The sequence below is a fragment of the Virgibacillus alimentarius genome, from assembly GCF_000709085.1.
GTDB classification, from domain to species: domain Bacteria; phylum Bacillota; class Bacilli; order Bacillales; family Amphibacillaceae; genus Virgibacillus_B; species Virgibacillus_B alimentarius.
The window spans coordinates 1-15,316 of the sequence record NZ_JFBD01000060.1; the positions used below are offsets into that span (position 1 = coordinate 1).

A 15,316-nucleotide genomic window follows, 5' to 3' on the forward strand; every position below is an offset into this window, starting at 1 on the left:
ATATACTGCCTATCCGGTTGATTTCCATTCTCTCCGGACGATATGCTGCTCCCTCCGGTTGATTCCTCTCCCCCTCCGGACGATATGCTCCCCCTCCGGTTGATTCCTCTCCCCCTCCGGACGATATGCTGTCTTCCCGGTTGATTCCTCTCCCTCTCCGGTTGATATGCTGTCCCTCCGGTTGATTCCTCTCCCTCTCCGGTCGATATCTCCTCTCTCCGGTTGATACTCCACCCCCTCCGGTTGATTCCCCACTCTCTCCGGGTGATACTCCGCCGCCCAGACTGCTCCATGCAATTTCCTAGCATGTTTCCTTCAAATTGGACATACGTATTATTGGACAGAAGTAATTCTCAACGAAGGGGGAAGGAAAATGCAATTTTATTATGGGAGTCAAATGCCACTGAGGATTTTAGATGAAACGGAATTTTGGAAGGAGCAGGAAGCGGAGCATACCATTGTCATGAGGGAGCTGATGACAGATCTAGAAAAACATTATATAGATGGGCTAAATCGCTGGGAGGAAGTGCTTGAATCGACACATCAGCAGGTGCGGCGTTTTATTACATCCCTTAAGCGCAGTAACTATCACATTTCTCCTCCTCTCTATCAGCAGGTGATGGAACTCGTTACATTTTGTTTGCAGGAAAGTGTCGCGTTTACCCAGTTTTGCAGACAGATTAAAACGGAGAGCCAAGCAGCAAAAGGAAATCATACGGCCAAAGTAGTGATTGATCACATTATTGATGAATCGGAATATTTCATGGGAATCGCACAGACGATTTTATATGAAAAGCTTTAAACTGATATTGGTGAGGCGTTACTTCTGTAGTGACGCTGTTATTTTTTTAAAAAAGGTGAAAAGGACTGCCTTATGCTTTAACTTCCACTATTGCATTCCTTTTGTAATGAGCTGACTGTTTTTAAAATAAGGACCGAGGAAACGGCACGCCAGATCAGACACCCCGCACTCCCCCTATGAGACATACGCAAAAAAGCCGCCTCTGATGAGACAGCCTCAAACACTACATCGTCTTCACAACGTTGCTATCTGGCTTTAGTGCCGTGAAAAACAGCACAATTGCTGTGATGATATGCATAATCATGCCAAGGATCGGAACCCATCCGACACAAGATGTAATAATACCTAAAATACTTCCGCCATTAGCTCCCCCGTCCTTTGAAGTAAGCAGGAGTGTGATAATATGCAGGATTAACATGACAAATAGTGGTATCCAGCCTTGACTAATAATAAACAGTCCGCCGAAAAATGGAATGCCTAAAAATGCCTCGGCACCCCCAGTGACCCATTTCATCACTTTTGAAGGTGACATCGGAACCCTCCTCCCTTTGACGTTCGTGCGTATTTATTTAAAGTGTTAGTTAAACATGATGATTCCATTCAAATTTACGCGCTAATTAAGCACCTTGATATAGCAAAGACTACCCACTTGGGTAGTCTTTCTTTTATTCTACTGTTTTCTTTTTCTTTCGTCTAGTCATTTTTTTGGTTAAATCATCAAACAACGTATAGACGACTGGAATAAGCAGTAATGTAAAGATACTGGATATTGTCAGTCCGAATATGATCGTAATCGCGAGTGGCTGCTGCATTTCAGCACCTTCACCTAGTGCCAAACCAAGCGGCACCATTGCTAATACGGTTGTTAATGTTGTCATTAATATCGGACGTAACCTGTTTGGTCCTGCTTTTAGGATTGCCTCGTACGTATTCATTCCCCGTCTCTTTAGAATATTAATATAATCGACGAGTACGATCGAGTTATTAACGACGATCCCCGCGAGCATAATAATTCCGATGAAGGCTGGTATGCTCAGCGGTAAGTCGGTAACGAACAAGCCAACCATGACACCGACTACCGTTGCAGGCATTGAGAACATAATGATGAATGGGAATAAGAAGTTCTCAAATTGAATGGCCATCACAGCATATACGAGGAAAATCGAGAACACCAACGCTAAGGCTAAGTCCGTGAATGATTCTGTCATATCCTCTGCTTGCCCGCCTATTTGATAGCTGTATCCTTCTGGAAAATTCATTTGATCCAGTTCGGCCTCGACATCCCCTACAACACTCATCAAATCACGGTCGACGATATCGCTCGTCACGTTCATCTGCGGCTGCTGATTTTCCCGCAGTAATGTAACAGGACCTTGGATCTCTTTTAAATTCGCAATTTCTCTTAAAGGGATGCTTGCTCCAGATTGCGATTGAATGTTCATCCCTTCTAAATCATTGATACTGCTTCGTTCACCTTCCGGATAAAGAAGTGTTACATCCATCTCTTCCCCTTCTTCGCGATACTGTGTTGCCAACTGACCGGTGAATTGAAGCTGAATTTGATTTGTAATTTGTTCTTCCGTTAAACCATATTCTGCTGCTTTGTCCTCATCAATTTCAATAGTCATTTGCGGAACACCTTCAGATGCCGCTGACTCAGGATTATAAACACCTTTTACTTTGGAAATGTTTGTGACAATTTGATCGGCAAGTTCGGTTAATACCTTATGATCCGTTCCTTTCAGCTGAATTTGGATGGGATCGCCCATTTCCATCCCGCTATCCATGGAACTAACCGTGATTTCAGCCCCTGGAATGGTCTGAAGGTCTTTATCCATCTCCTGCACAATTTCTTTTGTTGTTTTTTCTCTGTCTGAGGATGGGATAAGCTGCATCGTAAATGTTGCCTGATTCACGCTCGATCCCATTCCAAGATCATCCGTACCTACACTGGCAAAACTCATTTCAGTTGTTTCATCATATTTAGTTAATTTCTTATTTACCTTTTCGGTAATAGCTTCTGTATGTTCTAATGAGCTACCTGGTGCTGTTTCAACCCTGATTTCAATTTGCCCCTGGTCTGAAGCAGGAATAAATTCTGCACCGATAAATGGCGTTAATGCCAAGCTGGCGACAATTGCTATCAGTGTTCCACCTACCGTTGTTTTGCGGTGTTTCAGCACCCATTTTAAGACACGCTGATAGCCATTATTAACACGCCCAAGAAAACGGTCAAACCAATATCTTCTTCCCTGGTCTTTATCGATGACTTTCCAAAGCAGCTTCGATGAAAGCATCGGCACTAATGTTACCGCAACAACCAAGGATGTAATCAGTGAAAAGGAAACAGCCAGTGCAAGTGGTGTAAATAAATCCGACGCTATACCTTCCACGTAGATAATTGGTAAAAACACAACTAATGTTGTTGTCGTTGACGCAATAACAGCTGGTGCCAGTTCCGAAGCACCTTTTGTAGCTGATTCAAATAAGCTGTAGCCGCGTTGCCTGTAGGAATAGACATTTTCTAAAATAACAATCGAGCTGTCGACCATCATCCCTAGCCCCAAGGCCAATCCACCGAGCGTTAAGACGTTCAGTGTCTCGCCTGTAAAGTACATTAATGCAAAGGTAGCGATAATTGCAATTGGAATCGATAATCCAATAACAACCGTTGCACGTATACTCTTTAAGAATAGAAGCAATACAAAGACGGAAATAATGCCACCGATTAAAATGTTCTTCACAACGGAATCAATTGACATTTGAATGAATTCCGATGTATCGATGACGACATCTAAACTTACATCATCTGGCAGTTCTTTATTTAAATCTTCCATGCCGCTTCGGATATTCTTTGCAACGTCAACCGTATTGCCGTCTGTTTTTTTCATAATGGACAAGACCATTGATGATTTTCCATTCACAAGTACTTCGGATGAATTTTCTTTAAAAGTATCTTTTACTTCGGCAACATCTTCCACATGAATGGTTGACTCGGATTCTGTCTGAATAATCGTACGCTCAATATCTTCTAATGATTCAAATTCACCTGTCACTCTTAATTGAAGGTCCTGATTTCCTTTGTCAATTTGTCCGACGGATACAGATTTATTCGAACTGTTCAATGATTCGACGAGTGCTTGTGGGGAGACACCATACTGCTGTAGTTTTGCTTGGTCGAGAATTAATTGAATTTCTCGTTCTTTTGCTCCTTCAACTGTAACGGAAGCTACTCCTCCTTGCCGTTCAAAATAAGGAACAATTTGCTCATCCGCAATTTTTGTTAATGCTTCAGGCTCTTTTCCTGTCAGACCAATCCACATGACTGGCATTTGCTCCGGGCTAAATCGCATAATATTTGGATCCCCAGCCCGTTCTGGTAAAGCGCCTTTTATTTGATCTACTTTTTCTCTGACATCCAGTAGTGCTTGATCAAGATCAGTTCCATTTTTAAACATCATCAATACCAAGGACGCGCCTGATTGTGACTGTGATTGAACAGTCTCAATGCCTTCAACTGAACTGACCGAGGATTCAATTGGCCGGCTGATTAAGTTTTCAACTTCTTCCGGTGCTGCATCTTCATAGTTTGTAGCGACAACAGCAACTGGCAGATCAATCTTTGGGAAAAGATCAATAACCAGACTGCGGACAGATACAACGCCAAGTGCAATGACGGCAAGAACGATCATGATCACACCAACTGGTCGTTTAACTGATGTATTTACTAACTTCACCGCTTATTCCCCGCTTTCTTTCACAACGTTTACCTGATCGCCATCTGAAAGTGTTAGCTGGCCAGTTGTCACAACTTGATCGCCATCTTCTACTTTCCCTTCAATTGCTGTTTTATCTGATTGCGTTTCTTTTATGTTAACTTCCATTTTAACTGCTTTATCTTTTTTTATGACATAAATAAATGTTTCATCACTTGTTTCGACAATCGCTTCTGTCGGCAGAATGATTGCATCTTTGACACGTTTTTCTGGAATATGCACCTCAGCCACCGATCCAGGTAAAATGTCTAGATCTTCCTCTTCTAGTTCTGCTGCGACCGTATACATTCCCGTTTCATCCGGCATCGAATCAATAGATAGCACTTCTGCTTTGTATTTCTCACCATCAATCTCTGTGTTAAGCTTATCTTCTTTTTCTAGCAATTTTTGCATATCCGCAGTAACAGAAAAATTAATTTTCATCGTATCTGTATCAATGATGACAGCTAACGGCTCTTCATTTGAAACAATTTCCCCTTCACTAGCGTTTAAATTAGCCACTTTGCCCGATTCTTGTGCCTTGATTGTTTGACTTCCAGCAGGTGACTGAATCGTAGCGATTTTTTCATCTTTATCCACGTTATCCCCATTCTTTGCTTCTAAAGAATCTAGTTCACCAGGATTCTCGACCATGATCGGGGTCGAACTTCCAGGTTGGATACGCCCGTATACGGATTCTTCCATCGTAAGATCGCCTTTTTCCGCTTCAATCGTTTCAACCGATGTAACCCTATCCTCCTCTTTCGTCTTCGCTTCTTCCTCATTACATGCCGCTAAACTACTTACCAATAAAATGGCGACCATCCCCAGCAGTATTTTTTTCATTTGTTGCTCTCCTCTCAAATCAATTTTTTCATCGAATTAATCCAATAATTCTACGTTTAATCGTCTTGCTATCTCCTGACATTCATCTTTTAATCCATCTATCCGCACGAAATGGGCAAGCAGACCTTGGATTATGATTGTCTGTGGCTCTTCTTTACGCATTTCTTTTCGCAGTTCATCCCGCACTTCGTAAAGTTTTTCTACTTCCTCTCCTTGATGATATAAGTGATCTATCTTCGCTTCTAGATGAAATAAAACATCCTCTAACTCACTTTCAAGCAGAGACACCTCATATTTATATGGCAGCATTTCCTCTGTTATGAGTGCATCCTCTTTTCCTCTCATCATCCCGTAGACAATATCGTCCAGACGCTTCATCAAGAAACTCCCGATTCGCTCGGCACTTATGTCTATATGATCAATAACAATACATTTAAAATAACTGTGCATCAAACCTTCTAACTGAATAATGCTATCGACTAAGTAAGGTTTCATGTGCTCTCCGTAAATCGCATAAATACTTTGCTTCAGCCAATGAAAACTTCTTATATTTGTCTGTTTGATAAGATCGTCGGCACTTTTTCCCATCGAAATGTCTTCACGTAAATGCATGATGATAAAACCTTTATATTTAAATATGTATTCGGTTAATACCGTCATTTGTTTCGCTAATCTTTGTCTAGGAGGGATGTTTTCCAACCCTACCGCTTCCATTCGTTCAAATATTTGCTTCTGGAAATGCTCGATGGCAGATGCAATAAATGTTTCCTTTGAATGAAAGTAAAGGTAAAATCCTCCCTTCGATATACCTGCATCCGTTGCAATTTCCTGGATAGACGTTTGATGGTAGCCTTTCGTAGCGAATAATTTCACGCCCGATTCAATTAACTTTCGCTTTTTTTCATTCATTTTACCACCTGTTTTTAGCGTTCGTGACTGACCGGTCAGTCACTCCCCTCTATAAAATTAATAATCACTTACTTTTATCCTTCTATATCATACACGGATAGAACCCTATGTTGCAAGCAATATACTGTGATATTTCTGTGAATAAAAAGTCGTACGCCTGAGGTGACTGTATGAAAAAATTAATGATGACCGAATATCCAAGCTAGGCCAACCATAGGCATCAATTTGTGAATGCTTACCGAAATTAAAAACAGAAAAACCGTTTCCCAGTGGAACAGGAAACGGTAAACATTAACGGTATGTTTTATTAGTTTTCATTTACTCGACAAGATTGTCATCTTTATTGTCCTTATTGTCCGTGTCTTCATTCTCTAAATTATTCTCGCTGTCGGAATCTCTTTCCATCATGTTATCGTCTCTTTCCTGATCCATGTCATCATCTTGATCCGTACCTTGATCATTATCGTTCAAATTCGTATTATCGTCTTCTTGATCAAGTGGTGTCTCTTGATCCTCTTCCACCGGACCATTTTCATCATCTACTGGATCATTTTCATCACCCGCTGTACCACAGGCTGTCATTAAGGTTAAAGCAAACAGCGGAGTTCCCAGTCTTAATAACCACTTTTTACTCACGTTTATCCCTCCCTTCTTATGTATTCTCGCCCTTAGGTTTACCCATTTAAAAAAGGAAATACATGCAAATTTTCATTTCCGCATGAAATCGTTTCGTGTGATGCAGATGGGAGGAACTAGAAATACATACCAAAAAAGGGAATCGAAGTCTAATCTTATTCCCGTACAGGCCCTTCCCAGTTATGTTAAAATTATTTTAACAATCTACTTAGAAAAGGTGATGGAAAATGGATCATCCAATTAAGCTAACAGCATTATCATCCAAAGGAGGATGCGGCTGTAAAATAGGGCCTCAAGACCTCAAGGAAGTATTACATACATTGCCGCCTGCTGCCCTAAACCCAGATTTACTTGTTGGACTTGATACGAGTGATGACGCTGGCGTGTACCGATTAAATGCGAATACCGCTCTCGTTCAGACGGTAGACTTTTTCACGCCGATCGTTAATCATCCGTACGATTTCGGGCAAGTAGCAGCAGCAAATGCCATAAGTGATGTCTACGCAATGGGCGGAAAGCCAATTACTGCGCTGAATATCGTTGCTTTCCCCATCTCCACGCTTGATAAACAAATCCTTGCTGACATCCTTCGTGGTGCTGGCGATAAATTGAAAGAAGCGAATGTAACGCTTGTCGGCGGTCATTCGATTGACGATCAAGAGCCAAAATTCGGACTTGCCGTCACAGGTGTTGTTCACCCGGATAAAGTAAAAACAAATGCAGGTGCCAAGCCTGGAGATAAATTGATATTGACAAAGCCAATCGGGGTCGGGATTTTAACTTCCTCGCTTAAAAAAGATTTGCTTGCTGAGGACGAAATCAAACGTGTTACAAATGTGATGACAACCTTAAACAAAACAGCCTCTGAAACCATGGAGAACTATAATGTCCATGCTTCCACAGATGTAACTGGTTTCGGCCTGCTTGGTCATGCATCTGAAATGGCTGCTGGCAGTGATGTTGGATTAATCATTTATCACAAACAAGTACCAATCTTGCCGCGTGTCAAGGAACTGGCAACATCCGGAGCTGTACCTGGCGGATCAAAAAATAACTTTGCTCATTTAAAAGACATCGTTACCTATCCAGCGAACATGGATCAAGTCGATAAATGGATTTTATGTGATGCAGTTACATCTGGTGGTCTCCTTATCGCTGTTCATGAAGATGATGCAGAACCAATGCTTTCGGACTTACAAGATAAAGGGGTGGAGGCAAGGATGATCGGAGAAATTACAGCTGAATATCAAGGTAAAATTATCGTTGAATAGTTGAAGAGGTGTTTGAAAATGTTCGAAAATATTGCGCTACAAGATTTATTCGATCTTCAGGCAAAAGAAAAACATACACTGATTGATGTACGCTCACCAAAAGAATTCCAAGAGACAACTATCCCTGGTAGCATAAACATTCCTATCTTCACAAATGAAGAAAGGGCTGAGGTTGGAACGCTCTATAAAAAGGTCAGCAAAGAGGCTGCAAAAAAACGGGGGCTGGAAATATTCTCCAAAAAACTGCCTGATTTTATCGATTCATTTAAACAAATTGATACATCGATGACCGTTTTCTGCTGGCGCGGAGGCATGCGAAGTAAAACCGCTGCAACGGTGCTTGATCTCATGGGAATACACGTCAATCGTTTAGAAGGCGGAATACGTTCCTACCGAAAATGGGTCATCCACGTATTAGGCAAGCAAGATTTCCGTCCCGAACTTTTCGTCCTTAATGGATATACAGGAACCGGAAAAACAGCTTTATTAAAAAAGCTAAAACAAAATGGATATCCAGTCATGGACCTTGAAGGGATGGCCGGACATCGTGGATCTATTTTTGGCCATATTGGACGCGAGCCTAGTAATCAGAAAAACTTTGACTCAGCACTGGTCCAGACTATTCTCCGCTATCAGGATGAACCTTTTGTGTTAACGGAGGGGGAAAGTAAACGGATTGGAAAAGTACTTCTCCCTGACTTTCTTTATCAGAAAAAAGAAGCTGGATTCCAGATTTTTATTAACCTTCCATTGAATGAAAGAATTAAAATTATTTTAGATGATTACCAGCCCTGGAGTGATCCCGAAACATTCCTTGAGGCTTTTCGTATTATTAAAAAACATATTCACACACCTGTGGCCAAACAAATCGATAAAGATTTACAAAACGAAAACTACCCCAATGCCATTGGATTGTTATTAAAATATTATTATGATCCGAGATATGAACATGCTATTGGAAATTATCCGGATGACAAAAAATGGCTGATCGATGTCAACCATATCGATGAAGCATATGAAAAGATACTCCAGCGCGTAAAATATCCTGTATCCACTTCCTAAATTGAAAAAAGAAATGTGCCTAAACGTAGGAGGCTTGGATGAAATCCAGGCCTCCTACGTTTATTCCTAATACATCTCACTTGAGATTGATTTTCGATTGTAAGTGTTCTGCCCTCGCTTGGTCAGTTATCGGCTTTATAAAGGATGGAAACGGTGCGGCTTAGCTCAAAAGGCTGTATTCCTTTTTGATAACTACTGAATTGCAAACATTATTTCAGCTTCACACGCTTTTTCGCCATCAACCGTAGCAATTCCTTTTCCTTTTCCGATGCTTCCTTTAACTCTTGTAATTTCAACTTCTAGCTGTAGCTGGTCACCGGGTTTGACTTGGCGTTTAAAACGACATTTATCCACGCCGGCTAAAAATCCAATCTTTCCTTGATTTTGCTCCATATGTAACACAGCAATAGCACCTGTTTGCGCAAGCGCTTCAAGAATTAATACCCCAGGCATTACGGGATACTCGGGAAAATGGCCCTGGAAAAACGGCTCATTTGCTGTAACGTTTTTTAAACCGACGACACGTTTCCCTTCCTCCATCTCTGTTACCTTATCAACTAATAAAAATGGATAGCGATGGGGAATCGTAGCTTTTATTTCTTGACTGTCCATAAATTTTCTCTCCTTTTCCTAGATGGATATAAACATGCTCCTCCCATTATAGCAAATGGAAGTTTCATTTTAAGCAAAATAAGGTAATCGAACTTTAGACCGCTTTTTCACCATGTATGCAACGTAAAAAGCGAGGAAATAATAGAATACACGAATGCTAAGGATCTTTACTTATGAAAAGGAGGATCAGCATGCTCTGGACGATCTTTATCATCCTATTAATTTTGTGGGTGTTCGGTTTCCTCTTTAAAATTGCTGGAGGTCTTATTCATCTTTTACTAGTCATTGCACTGATCATTTTCATTATCCGTTTTACCCACGAAAGAGATCCATAAACTTCTCTATGATGGATTTTAAAAAAGACGCTCCCATAAAAGGAATCGCCTTTTTTACTTTGCTTTTTTTACAATATCAACGATATGCTGCCATGTTTCCTTTTTTAAGATATCAAGCGGAGCACCATCACCAATAACTCCATAGCCAATCATTAGGCCTGCAGCAAGGGCTATTGCACATAGAACGAGAACAATAATAATCCGCAGCCAAATCGGCAGTATTCGGCGCTTCAGCAGCCTTGCTTGCTTTCTTTCTTGCTTTCTTTCTTGCTTACGCTTCTGCTTTTGCTGCTTGCGCGTCACTACCTCTGCATTTTCTTCTGTGCTAGTCTGCTGGTTATTGTTTACAGCCTCTTCACGCTGCATTTTTGGTTCTTCATGTTCTTCTTTTGACCGCTCTTTTGTGGCAGTTTGTTCAGATTGGTTAGACATGGTTTGTTTCTCCTTAATTCCCAAAGAATTCTCTCTATCTTAACTGGTTAATTAATCCTGACATTTGATCACTCATGGAAATTGTTCTTGCATTCAATTGATAAGAACGTTGCGCCATAAGCAAATCGGACATTTGCTTTGACATATCAACATTGGAATTTTCTAATGCATTGCTTTTTAAAACAGACACATTTGCCTCTTGAGGCGATATGATTTCATCGATGTTATCCTGATTTTGCCCAGCTGCCAGACGAAAGGTATTGCCTCCAGCAGCTTCCAGCAATTGAGGGCGAGCTGCTTCTACAACAGCGATGCGTCCGACTTGTTCTGTTTGATTTCCCCGTTTTAGAATAATGTCCCCAGTTGACTGAATCGTTATCGCATCAAATTCCTTATCAAATACAATTGGTCCATTTTCCCCAAGTACCGGATCTCCTGTTTTCGTTGTCAGCATAACATCCTGATTATGATTAACAGGATTCAAATAAAAAGCGCCATCACGGGTAAATCTTGTTTCAGATGTCCCATTTTCATTCACTTGAATGGGAAACAAATGATTCGCTTTCAGTAGAGCAGTATCTAGGACTCGATCCGTTTCCGTAATAGACCCAGGCGTATTATTATTATTGATCGCGCCAAGTTTTGCGCCTGAACCTATTCGCAGGCCTTCTTGTGTCAGACGTCCTTCACGATTGGCCGGGGCAGTCATATGATCGATTTGCTGAAACAGCAAAGAGGAAAAATTTGCATCACGGCTTTTATAGCCGGTCGTTTCACTATTCGCCAAATTATTTCCGATGATATCGATTTTTTTCTGTAGCTGATTCATTGTCACTGCTGCTCGAAACATTCCTATCAAAATCCCCCTTAGCCTAAGCGCCCAATTTCACTTACTGCTTTTCCCATATTTTCATCGTATGCTTTTAATACACGTTGATTTGTTTCAAACATTCGGTAGGATTCCATCATTTGGGTCATTGCTTGTAGCTCATCCACATTCGAACGTTCAAGTACTCCCTGCCGCACACGAAATCTAGCCTCAGCAGGAACTTCCCCAGCATCTCCACGAAATAGATTATTTCCTTCTTTAGTAAGCTCATTTACGTCCGGCACGTAGGCAATTCCAAGCCTTTGTCCATCAGCCTCAAGCTCTCCATCCGCTGCAACAGTAAAATCCGACCCATTCGTTTGAATGCGATTCAGAGATTCGTCTAATACATCATACCCTTCGTTCGTAACAAGGAAACCTTGTGCATCAACAGTAAAATTCCCATTTCTTGTATAACGCTGTTCTCCCGCCTCATTTTGTACAGTGAAAAAAAGACTGCCCGTTTCGTCCGGTACATCACTTTGAATAATTGCCAGATCTGTTGCTGCTTGTGTCTCCTTCAAATCACCTTGATGATGATTTGGAACCATTTCCTGTACATAAACACCGGTATGTAAAGAACCGATTGGCTTTTGCTGACGCAGCTTCGCACTATTTTTTGCCAGGATATTTTTACTTCCCATTTGCTGCATGAATAGCTCAGGAAAAGCACGTGATGAGGATTGATCCGCCTTAAAACCAGGTGTATTTGCATTGGCAATATTATTCGATAATGCCTCCTGATGCCGTTGCTGCGTGATCATTCCACTTGCAGCTGTATAAAAACCTCTTAACATCCATTTATCCCCCTTCATAGGTAAAGGCTACGATCCCCTATTCCAAGGGTTTTCGCCCGCCTATAAGGTTACATAATTCTTTTTCGTTCAATTTTATCAATGTTTTCTAACATAATACCAGTTCCTGTAGCAACACAATTCATTGGCTCTTCCGCTATAAATACTGGGACTTTTAATTCTTCATTCAATAATTGATCGATTCCGTGAATCAATGCGCCACCGCCTGTGAGAATAACACCTCGGTCAATAATGTCCGCAGATAATTCTGGTGGTGTTTTTTCCAGCACCGATCTTGCAGCCTGTGTAATTAAGGATGCTGATTCATGCAACGCTTCTTCAATTTCAGCAGAATACACAGTAATCGTACGCGGCAATCCGCTTACCATATCACGCCCGCGAATTTCAAGACTTTCATCCCGCGCTCCCTTGAATACCGTCGCTACATTCTTTTTAATTTCTTCAGCAGTTCGCTCACCGATTAATAATTTATATTGCTTCTTAATGTACTGCATGATCTCGATATCAAATTTATCCCCGGCCATTTTGATGGATTCCGCTGTCACGATATCCCCCATCGACAATACCGCTACATCTGTTGTTCCTCCACCAATATCAATGACCATATTCCCGCTCGGCTGGAAAATTTCCATGCCAGCTCCAATTGCAGCCACTTTCGGCTCTTCTTCCAAATACACTTTTTTCCCGCCTGATTTCTCAGCCGCTTCCTTAATCGCCTTTTGCTCCACCATTGTAATATTTGTTGGGCAACAAATCAGCATTCTTGGCTTTGAAAGAAATCCGCGAACATTGATTTTATTTATAAAATGCTTTAACATTGCTTCTGTTATATCAAAGTCAGCAATCACTCCATCCTTAAGGGGACGGATCGCTTCAATATTTCCTGGTGTACGCCCAACCATGCGCCATGCCGACTCGCCCACTTCAAGCACTTTTCCAGTAACGCGATCCATGGCGACAACAGCTGGCTCATTTAAAACAATTCCTTTGCCTTTAACATGAATTAAAACGTTGGCAGTCCCAAGGTCAATTCCAATATCTCTCGAAAACATCGTTCAAGGTCCTCCTTGCTCCAATTGCTATCTCGCATCTATAAAAGAACAAAATGCTACTAACATAATATTTTACCACAAAAATCTACAATTAACTGTAAAAAAGGTAAAATCTAAATGTAATTTTTAAGGAAAACAATCCAAACAGACCAGCACGATAAAACATGTGTTATTCTAGTCAGATTCAAAGGGTTATGATCCGCCGGTTGATTCACGCGCGAGTCCGGGCGATATTTCAATTCCTAAGTTCATACGATACTTAACTGCAGTCATTTTCTAAATATTTTGTCGCAACATCGTTAGAAATAAGGTATAATATTCCTTAAAAATAAAGGTGTGATTATTTTGATTGTAAAACAAAGGAAAAAGCCGCACATTATTTTGGCATATGAAGCTCTATTTAGGAGACTAAAAGAGAGATACAGGCAAAATGAAGTGATAAACGAATCCTACCAGAAGTTTAATGCGGGATACCGCGGCGAAAAAAATGTGGACTACCAAATCTCCCTCTACCCTCACGAAAATTTTTTTATCTTTCATGATCTACGTTTAGGAATCCATTCTCACTACTTCCAGCTGGATACATTAATTCTCACAAGAAATTTTATTTGTATTTTAGAAATTAAAAATCTAAAAGGTAAACTAAATTATGATACTGAGCAGCAACAATTAACACAGGAAACTGATGGTAAAATCATTAGATATAAAGATCCCATTCAACAGGTTGAACTACAAAAGAGGAATTTGGAATTCTGGTTACATCGAAACCGTTATTTTAATCTTCCTATTGAAACGCTTGTTATCATGAGTAACCCTTCTACCATCATAACGAACATTCATAAAGATCCTACATTTTTTAATAAATGGATACACGCGGAAAGCATACATTTTTTCTTAGATAATTTAGAGTCTAAGTATACAAATGTAGTTTTGAATAAAGATCAGCTAAAAAAGTTAAACCATCTGCTTTTAAAAGGAAACACGCCACTCACTCCTAATTTATTTGAAAAATATAATATTTCCAACCGACATCTCATTGATGGCATCCCATGTCCGCAGTGCAATTATTATCCAATGGTGCGCCAGTATAAAAAATGGTCGTGTCCGAAATGTGCCAATCAGGATTCTAAGGCTCATGAACGAGCCATTTTAGATTATTTCCTTCTGTATAAGGATACTATCACAAATAAAGAGTGCCGAAACTTACTTCAATTGGCATCCCCCCGAAGCGCATATAACATTTTAAAATCAATGGAGCTCAAACAAACCGGCAAGAACAAGGCAAGAAAATACCACGCTCCGATTGACTTTCCAATGGATTCCGTTTTTCCCTTGAAATACAAATCTATACTTGATTACTAGATGAAAACAAAAAGTCATAAAATATGCCATGGGCCAGTTCCCTTTCGCTACACAGAATATGTTTGCTCATTTGACGTTTTCTACTTGATGTTCGCACTTTCTGTTGATTCGGACGCCACTCCAGTCGATTCGCGTGATCCTCCGGTTGATTCACTCGTTCTTCCAGTTGATATTTCCTCAATCCGGTTGATTCCGCGTTCCTCCGGTTGATATCTCCTCTGTCCGGTCGATTCACTCGACACTCCGGTTGATATTTCCCCTGTCCGGTTGATTCCGCGACACTCCGGTTGATATCTCCTCTGTCCGGTTGATTCACTCGACACTCCGGTTGATATCTCCTCTGTCCGGTTGATTCACTCGACACTCCGGTTGATATCTCCTCAATCCGGTCGATTCCGCGTTCCTCCAGTCGATATATTCTCAAATCCAGTCGATTCGCACGACACGCCAGTCGATATATTCTCAAATCCGGTTGGTCTGCATGCGCTTTTTTCTCCTCACTAGCTGCGACAAGCAATCCTCAGGCTGCGTATGATTGCAAACTTAAAACCCAACCAAA

Annotated in this window: 16 protein-coding genes; 5 read left to right on the plus strand and 11 right to left on the minus strand. The window is 40.9% G+C overall.

The window, feature by feature from the left end; genetic code table 11:
* Window positions 1–373: 373 nt before the first annotated feature.
* The gene (locus GZ63_RS0110260) at window positions 374–802 is read left to right on the plus strand and encodes a DUF2935 domain-containing protein (RefSeq protein ID WP_029269241.1); all 429 of its coding nucleotides are present in this window, start codon (window positions 374–376) and stop codon (window positions 800–802) included.
* Window positions 803–1,025: 223 nt separating this feature from the next.
* On the opposite strand, the gene GZ63_RS0110265 is transcribed toward GZ63_RS0110260, so the two are convergent.
* The 5 genes from GZ63_RS0110265 to GZ63_RS0110285 all read right to left on the minus strand — a co-directional run bounded on the left by GZ63_RS0110265 (window position 1,026) and on the right by GZ63_RS0110285 (window position 6,948).
* Window positions 1,026–1,334 carry a hypothetical protein gene (locus GZ63_RS0110265; protein WP_029269243.1) on the minus strand — a complete coding sequence of 103 codons (309 nt, stop codon included), beginning with the start codon at window positions 1,332–1,334 and terminating at the stop codon, window positions 1,026–1,028.
* A gap of 133 nt (window positions 1,335–1,467) precedes the next feature.
* Window positions 1,468–4,539, minus strand: a complete 3,072-nt coding sequence (locus GZ63_RS0110270) for an efflux RND transporter permease subunit (protein ID WP_029269245.1) — start codon at window positions 4,537–4,539, stop codon at window positions 1,468–1,470.
* A gap of 3 nt (window positions 4,540–4,542) precedes the next feature.
* Window positions 4,543–5,403, minus strand: coding sequence for an efflux RND transporter periplasmic adaptor subunit (locus GZ63_RS0110275; protein ID WP_029269247.1), 861 nt, complete (start codon window positions 5,401–5,403; stop codon window positions 4,543–4,545).
* A 36-nt stretch (window positions 5,404–5,439) separates the two neighbouring features.
* A complete protein-coding gene (locus GZ63_RS0110280; protein ID WP_029269249.1) occupies window positions 5,440–6,312 on the minus strand; it encodes a TetR/AcrR family transcriptional regulator in 873 nt (290 codons plus the stop codon).
* Window positions 6,313–6,630: 318 nt separating this feature from the next.
* Window positions 6,631–6,948, minus strand: a complete 318-nt coding sequence (locus tag GZ63_RS0110285) for a hypothetical protein (RefSeq protein WP_029269252.1) — start codon at window positions 6,946–6,948, stop codon at window positions 6,631–6,633.
* A 227-nt stretch (window positions 6,949–7,175) separates the two neighbouring features.
* Here GZ63_RS0110285 and selD point away from each other — a divergent pair, with 227 nt between their 5' ends.
* Both selD and mnmH read left to right on the plus strand, forming a co-directional pair.
* Window positions 7,176–8,219 (plus strand): selenide, water dikinase SelD, encoded by a 1,044-nt coding sequence (selD, locus tag GZ63_RS0110290; RefSeq protein ID WP_029269254.1) that lies wholly within the window; start codon window positions 7,176–7,178, stop codon window positions 8,217–8,219.
* 18 nt (window positions 8,220–8,237) lie between these two features.
* Window positions 8,238–9,281, plus strand: coding sequence for a tRNA 2-selenouridine(34) synthase MnmH (mnmH, locus tag GZ63_RS0110295; RefSeq protein WP_029269256.1), 1,044 nt, complete (start codon window positions 8,238–8,240; stop codon window positions 9,279–9,281).
* Between the two features lie 192 nt (window positions 9,282–9,473).
* Here mnmH and fabZ read toward each other — a convergent pair whose 3' ends face one another.
* Window positions 9,474–9,893, minus strand: coding sequence for a 3-hydroxyacyl-ACP dehydratase FabZ (fabZ, locus tag GZ63_RS0110305; RefSeq protein WP_029269258.1), 420 nt, complete (start codon window positions 9,891–9,893; stop codon window positions 9,474–9,476).
* Window positions 9,894–10,084: 191 nt separating this feature from the next.
* Here fabZ and GZ63_RS17890 point away from each other — a divergent pair, with 191 nt between their 5' ends.
* Window positions 10,085–10,228: a lmo0937 family membrane protein gene (locus GZ63_RS17890; RefSeq protein WP_156947720.1), complete on the plus strand. Its 144-nt coding sequence runs from the start codon at window positions 10,085–10,087 to the stop codon at window positions 10,226–10,228.
* Between the two features lie 54 nt (window positions 10,229–10,282).
* Here the strand turns inward: GZ63_RS17890 and GZ63_RS16650 are convergent, their stop codons facing one another.
* The 4 genes from GZ63_RS16650 to mreB form a co-directional block, all read right to left on the minus strand.
* A complete protein-coding gene (locus GZ63_RS16650) occupies window positions 10,283–10,660 on the minus strand; it encodes a DNA-directed RNA polymerase subunit beta (protein WP_226374380.1) in 378 nt (125 codons plus the stop codon).
* A 34-nt stretch (window positions 10,661–10,694) separates the two neighbouring features.
* A complete protein-coding gene (locus tag GZ63_RS0110320; protein ID WP_029269262.1) occupies window positions 10,695–11,510 on the minus strand; it encodes a flagellar hook-basal body protein in 816 nt (271 codons plus the stop codon).
* A 17-nt stretch (window positions 11,511–11,527) separates the two neighbouring features.
* Window positions 11,528–12,325 (minus strand): flagellar hook-basal body protein, encoded by a 798-nt coding sequence (locus GZ63_RS0110325; protein WP_029269264.1) that lies wholly within the window; start codon window positions 12,323–12,325, stop codon window positions 11,528–11,530.
* Between the two features lie 68 nt (window positions 12,326–12,393).
* Entirely contained in the window at window positions 12,394–13,395 is a 1,002-nt protein-coding gene (gene mreB / locus GZ63_RS0110330) for a rod shape-determining protein (RefSeq protein WP_029269266.1), read from the minus strand.
* Window positions 13,396–13,740: 345 nt separating this feature from the next.
* Here mreB and GZ63_RS0110335 point away from each other — a divergent pair, with 345 nt between their 5' ends.
* Entirely contained in the window at window positions 13,741–14,757 is a 1,017-nt protein-coding gene (locus GZ63_RS0110335) for a nuclease-related domain-containing protein (protein ID WP_029269268.1), read from the plus strand.
* On the opposite strand, the gene GZ63_RS0110340 is transcribed toward GZ63_RS0110335, so the two are convergent.
* Window positions 14,741–15,274: a hypothetical protein gene (locus GZ63_RS0110340; RefSeq protein WP_156947721.1), complete on the minus strand. Its 534-nt coding sequence runs from the start codon at window positions 15,272–15,274 to the stop codon at window positions 14,741–14,743. The two genes, GZ63_RS0110335 and GZ63_RS0110340, sit on opposite strands and share 17 nt — an antisense overlap.
* Window positions 15,275–15,316 lie beyond the last annotated feature (42 nt).

Coding starts and splice junctions, on each gene's coding strand:
- GZ63_RS0110260 (WP_029269241.1), top strand. CDS start 374: ATGCAATTTTATTATGGGAGTCAAATGCCACTGAGGATTTTAGATGAA.
- GZ63_RS0110265 (WP_029269243.1), bottom strand. CDS start 1,334: ATGTCACCTTCAAAAGTGATGAAATGGGTCACTGGGGGTGCCGAGGCA.
- GZ63_RS0110275 (WP_029269247.1), bottom strand. CDS start 5,403: ATGAAAAAAATACTGCTGGGGATGGTCGCCATTTTATTGGTAAGTAGT.
- GZ63_RS0110280 (WP_029269249.1), bottom strand. CDS start 6,312: ATGAATGAAAAAAAGCGAAAGTTAATTGAATCGGGCGTGAAATTATTC.
- selD (WP_029269254.1), top strand. CDS start 7,176: ATGGATCATCCAATTAAGCTAACAGCATTATCATCCAAAGGAGGATGC.
- mnmH (WP_029269256.1), top strand. CDS start 8,238: ATGTTCGAAAATATTGCGCTACAAGATTTATTCGATCTTCAGGCAAAA.
- fabZ (WP_029269258.1), bottom strand. CDS start 9,893: ATGGACAGTCAAGAAATAAAAGCTACGATTCCCCATCGCTATCCATTT.
- GZ63_RS17890 (WP_156947720.1), top strand. CDS start 10,085: ATGCTCTGGACGATCTTTATCATCCTATTAATTTTGTGGGTGTTCGGT.
- GZ63_RS16650 (WP_226374380.1), bottom strand. CDS start 10,660: ATGTCTAACCAATCTGAACAAACTGCCACAAAAGAGCGGTCAAAAGAA.
- GZ63_RS0110320 (WP_029269262.1), bottom strand. CDS start 11,510: ATGTTTCGAGCAGCAGTGACAATGAATCAGCTACAGAAAAAAATCGAT.
- GZ63_RS0110325 (WP_029269264.1), bottom strand. CDS start 12,325: ATGTTAAGAGGTTTTTATACAGCTGCAAGTGGAATGATCACGCAGCAA.
- mreB (WP_029269266.1), bottom strand. CDS start 13,395: ATGTTTTCGAGAGATATTGGAATTGACCTTGGGACTGCCAACGTTTTA.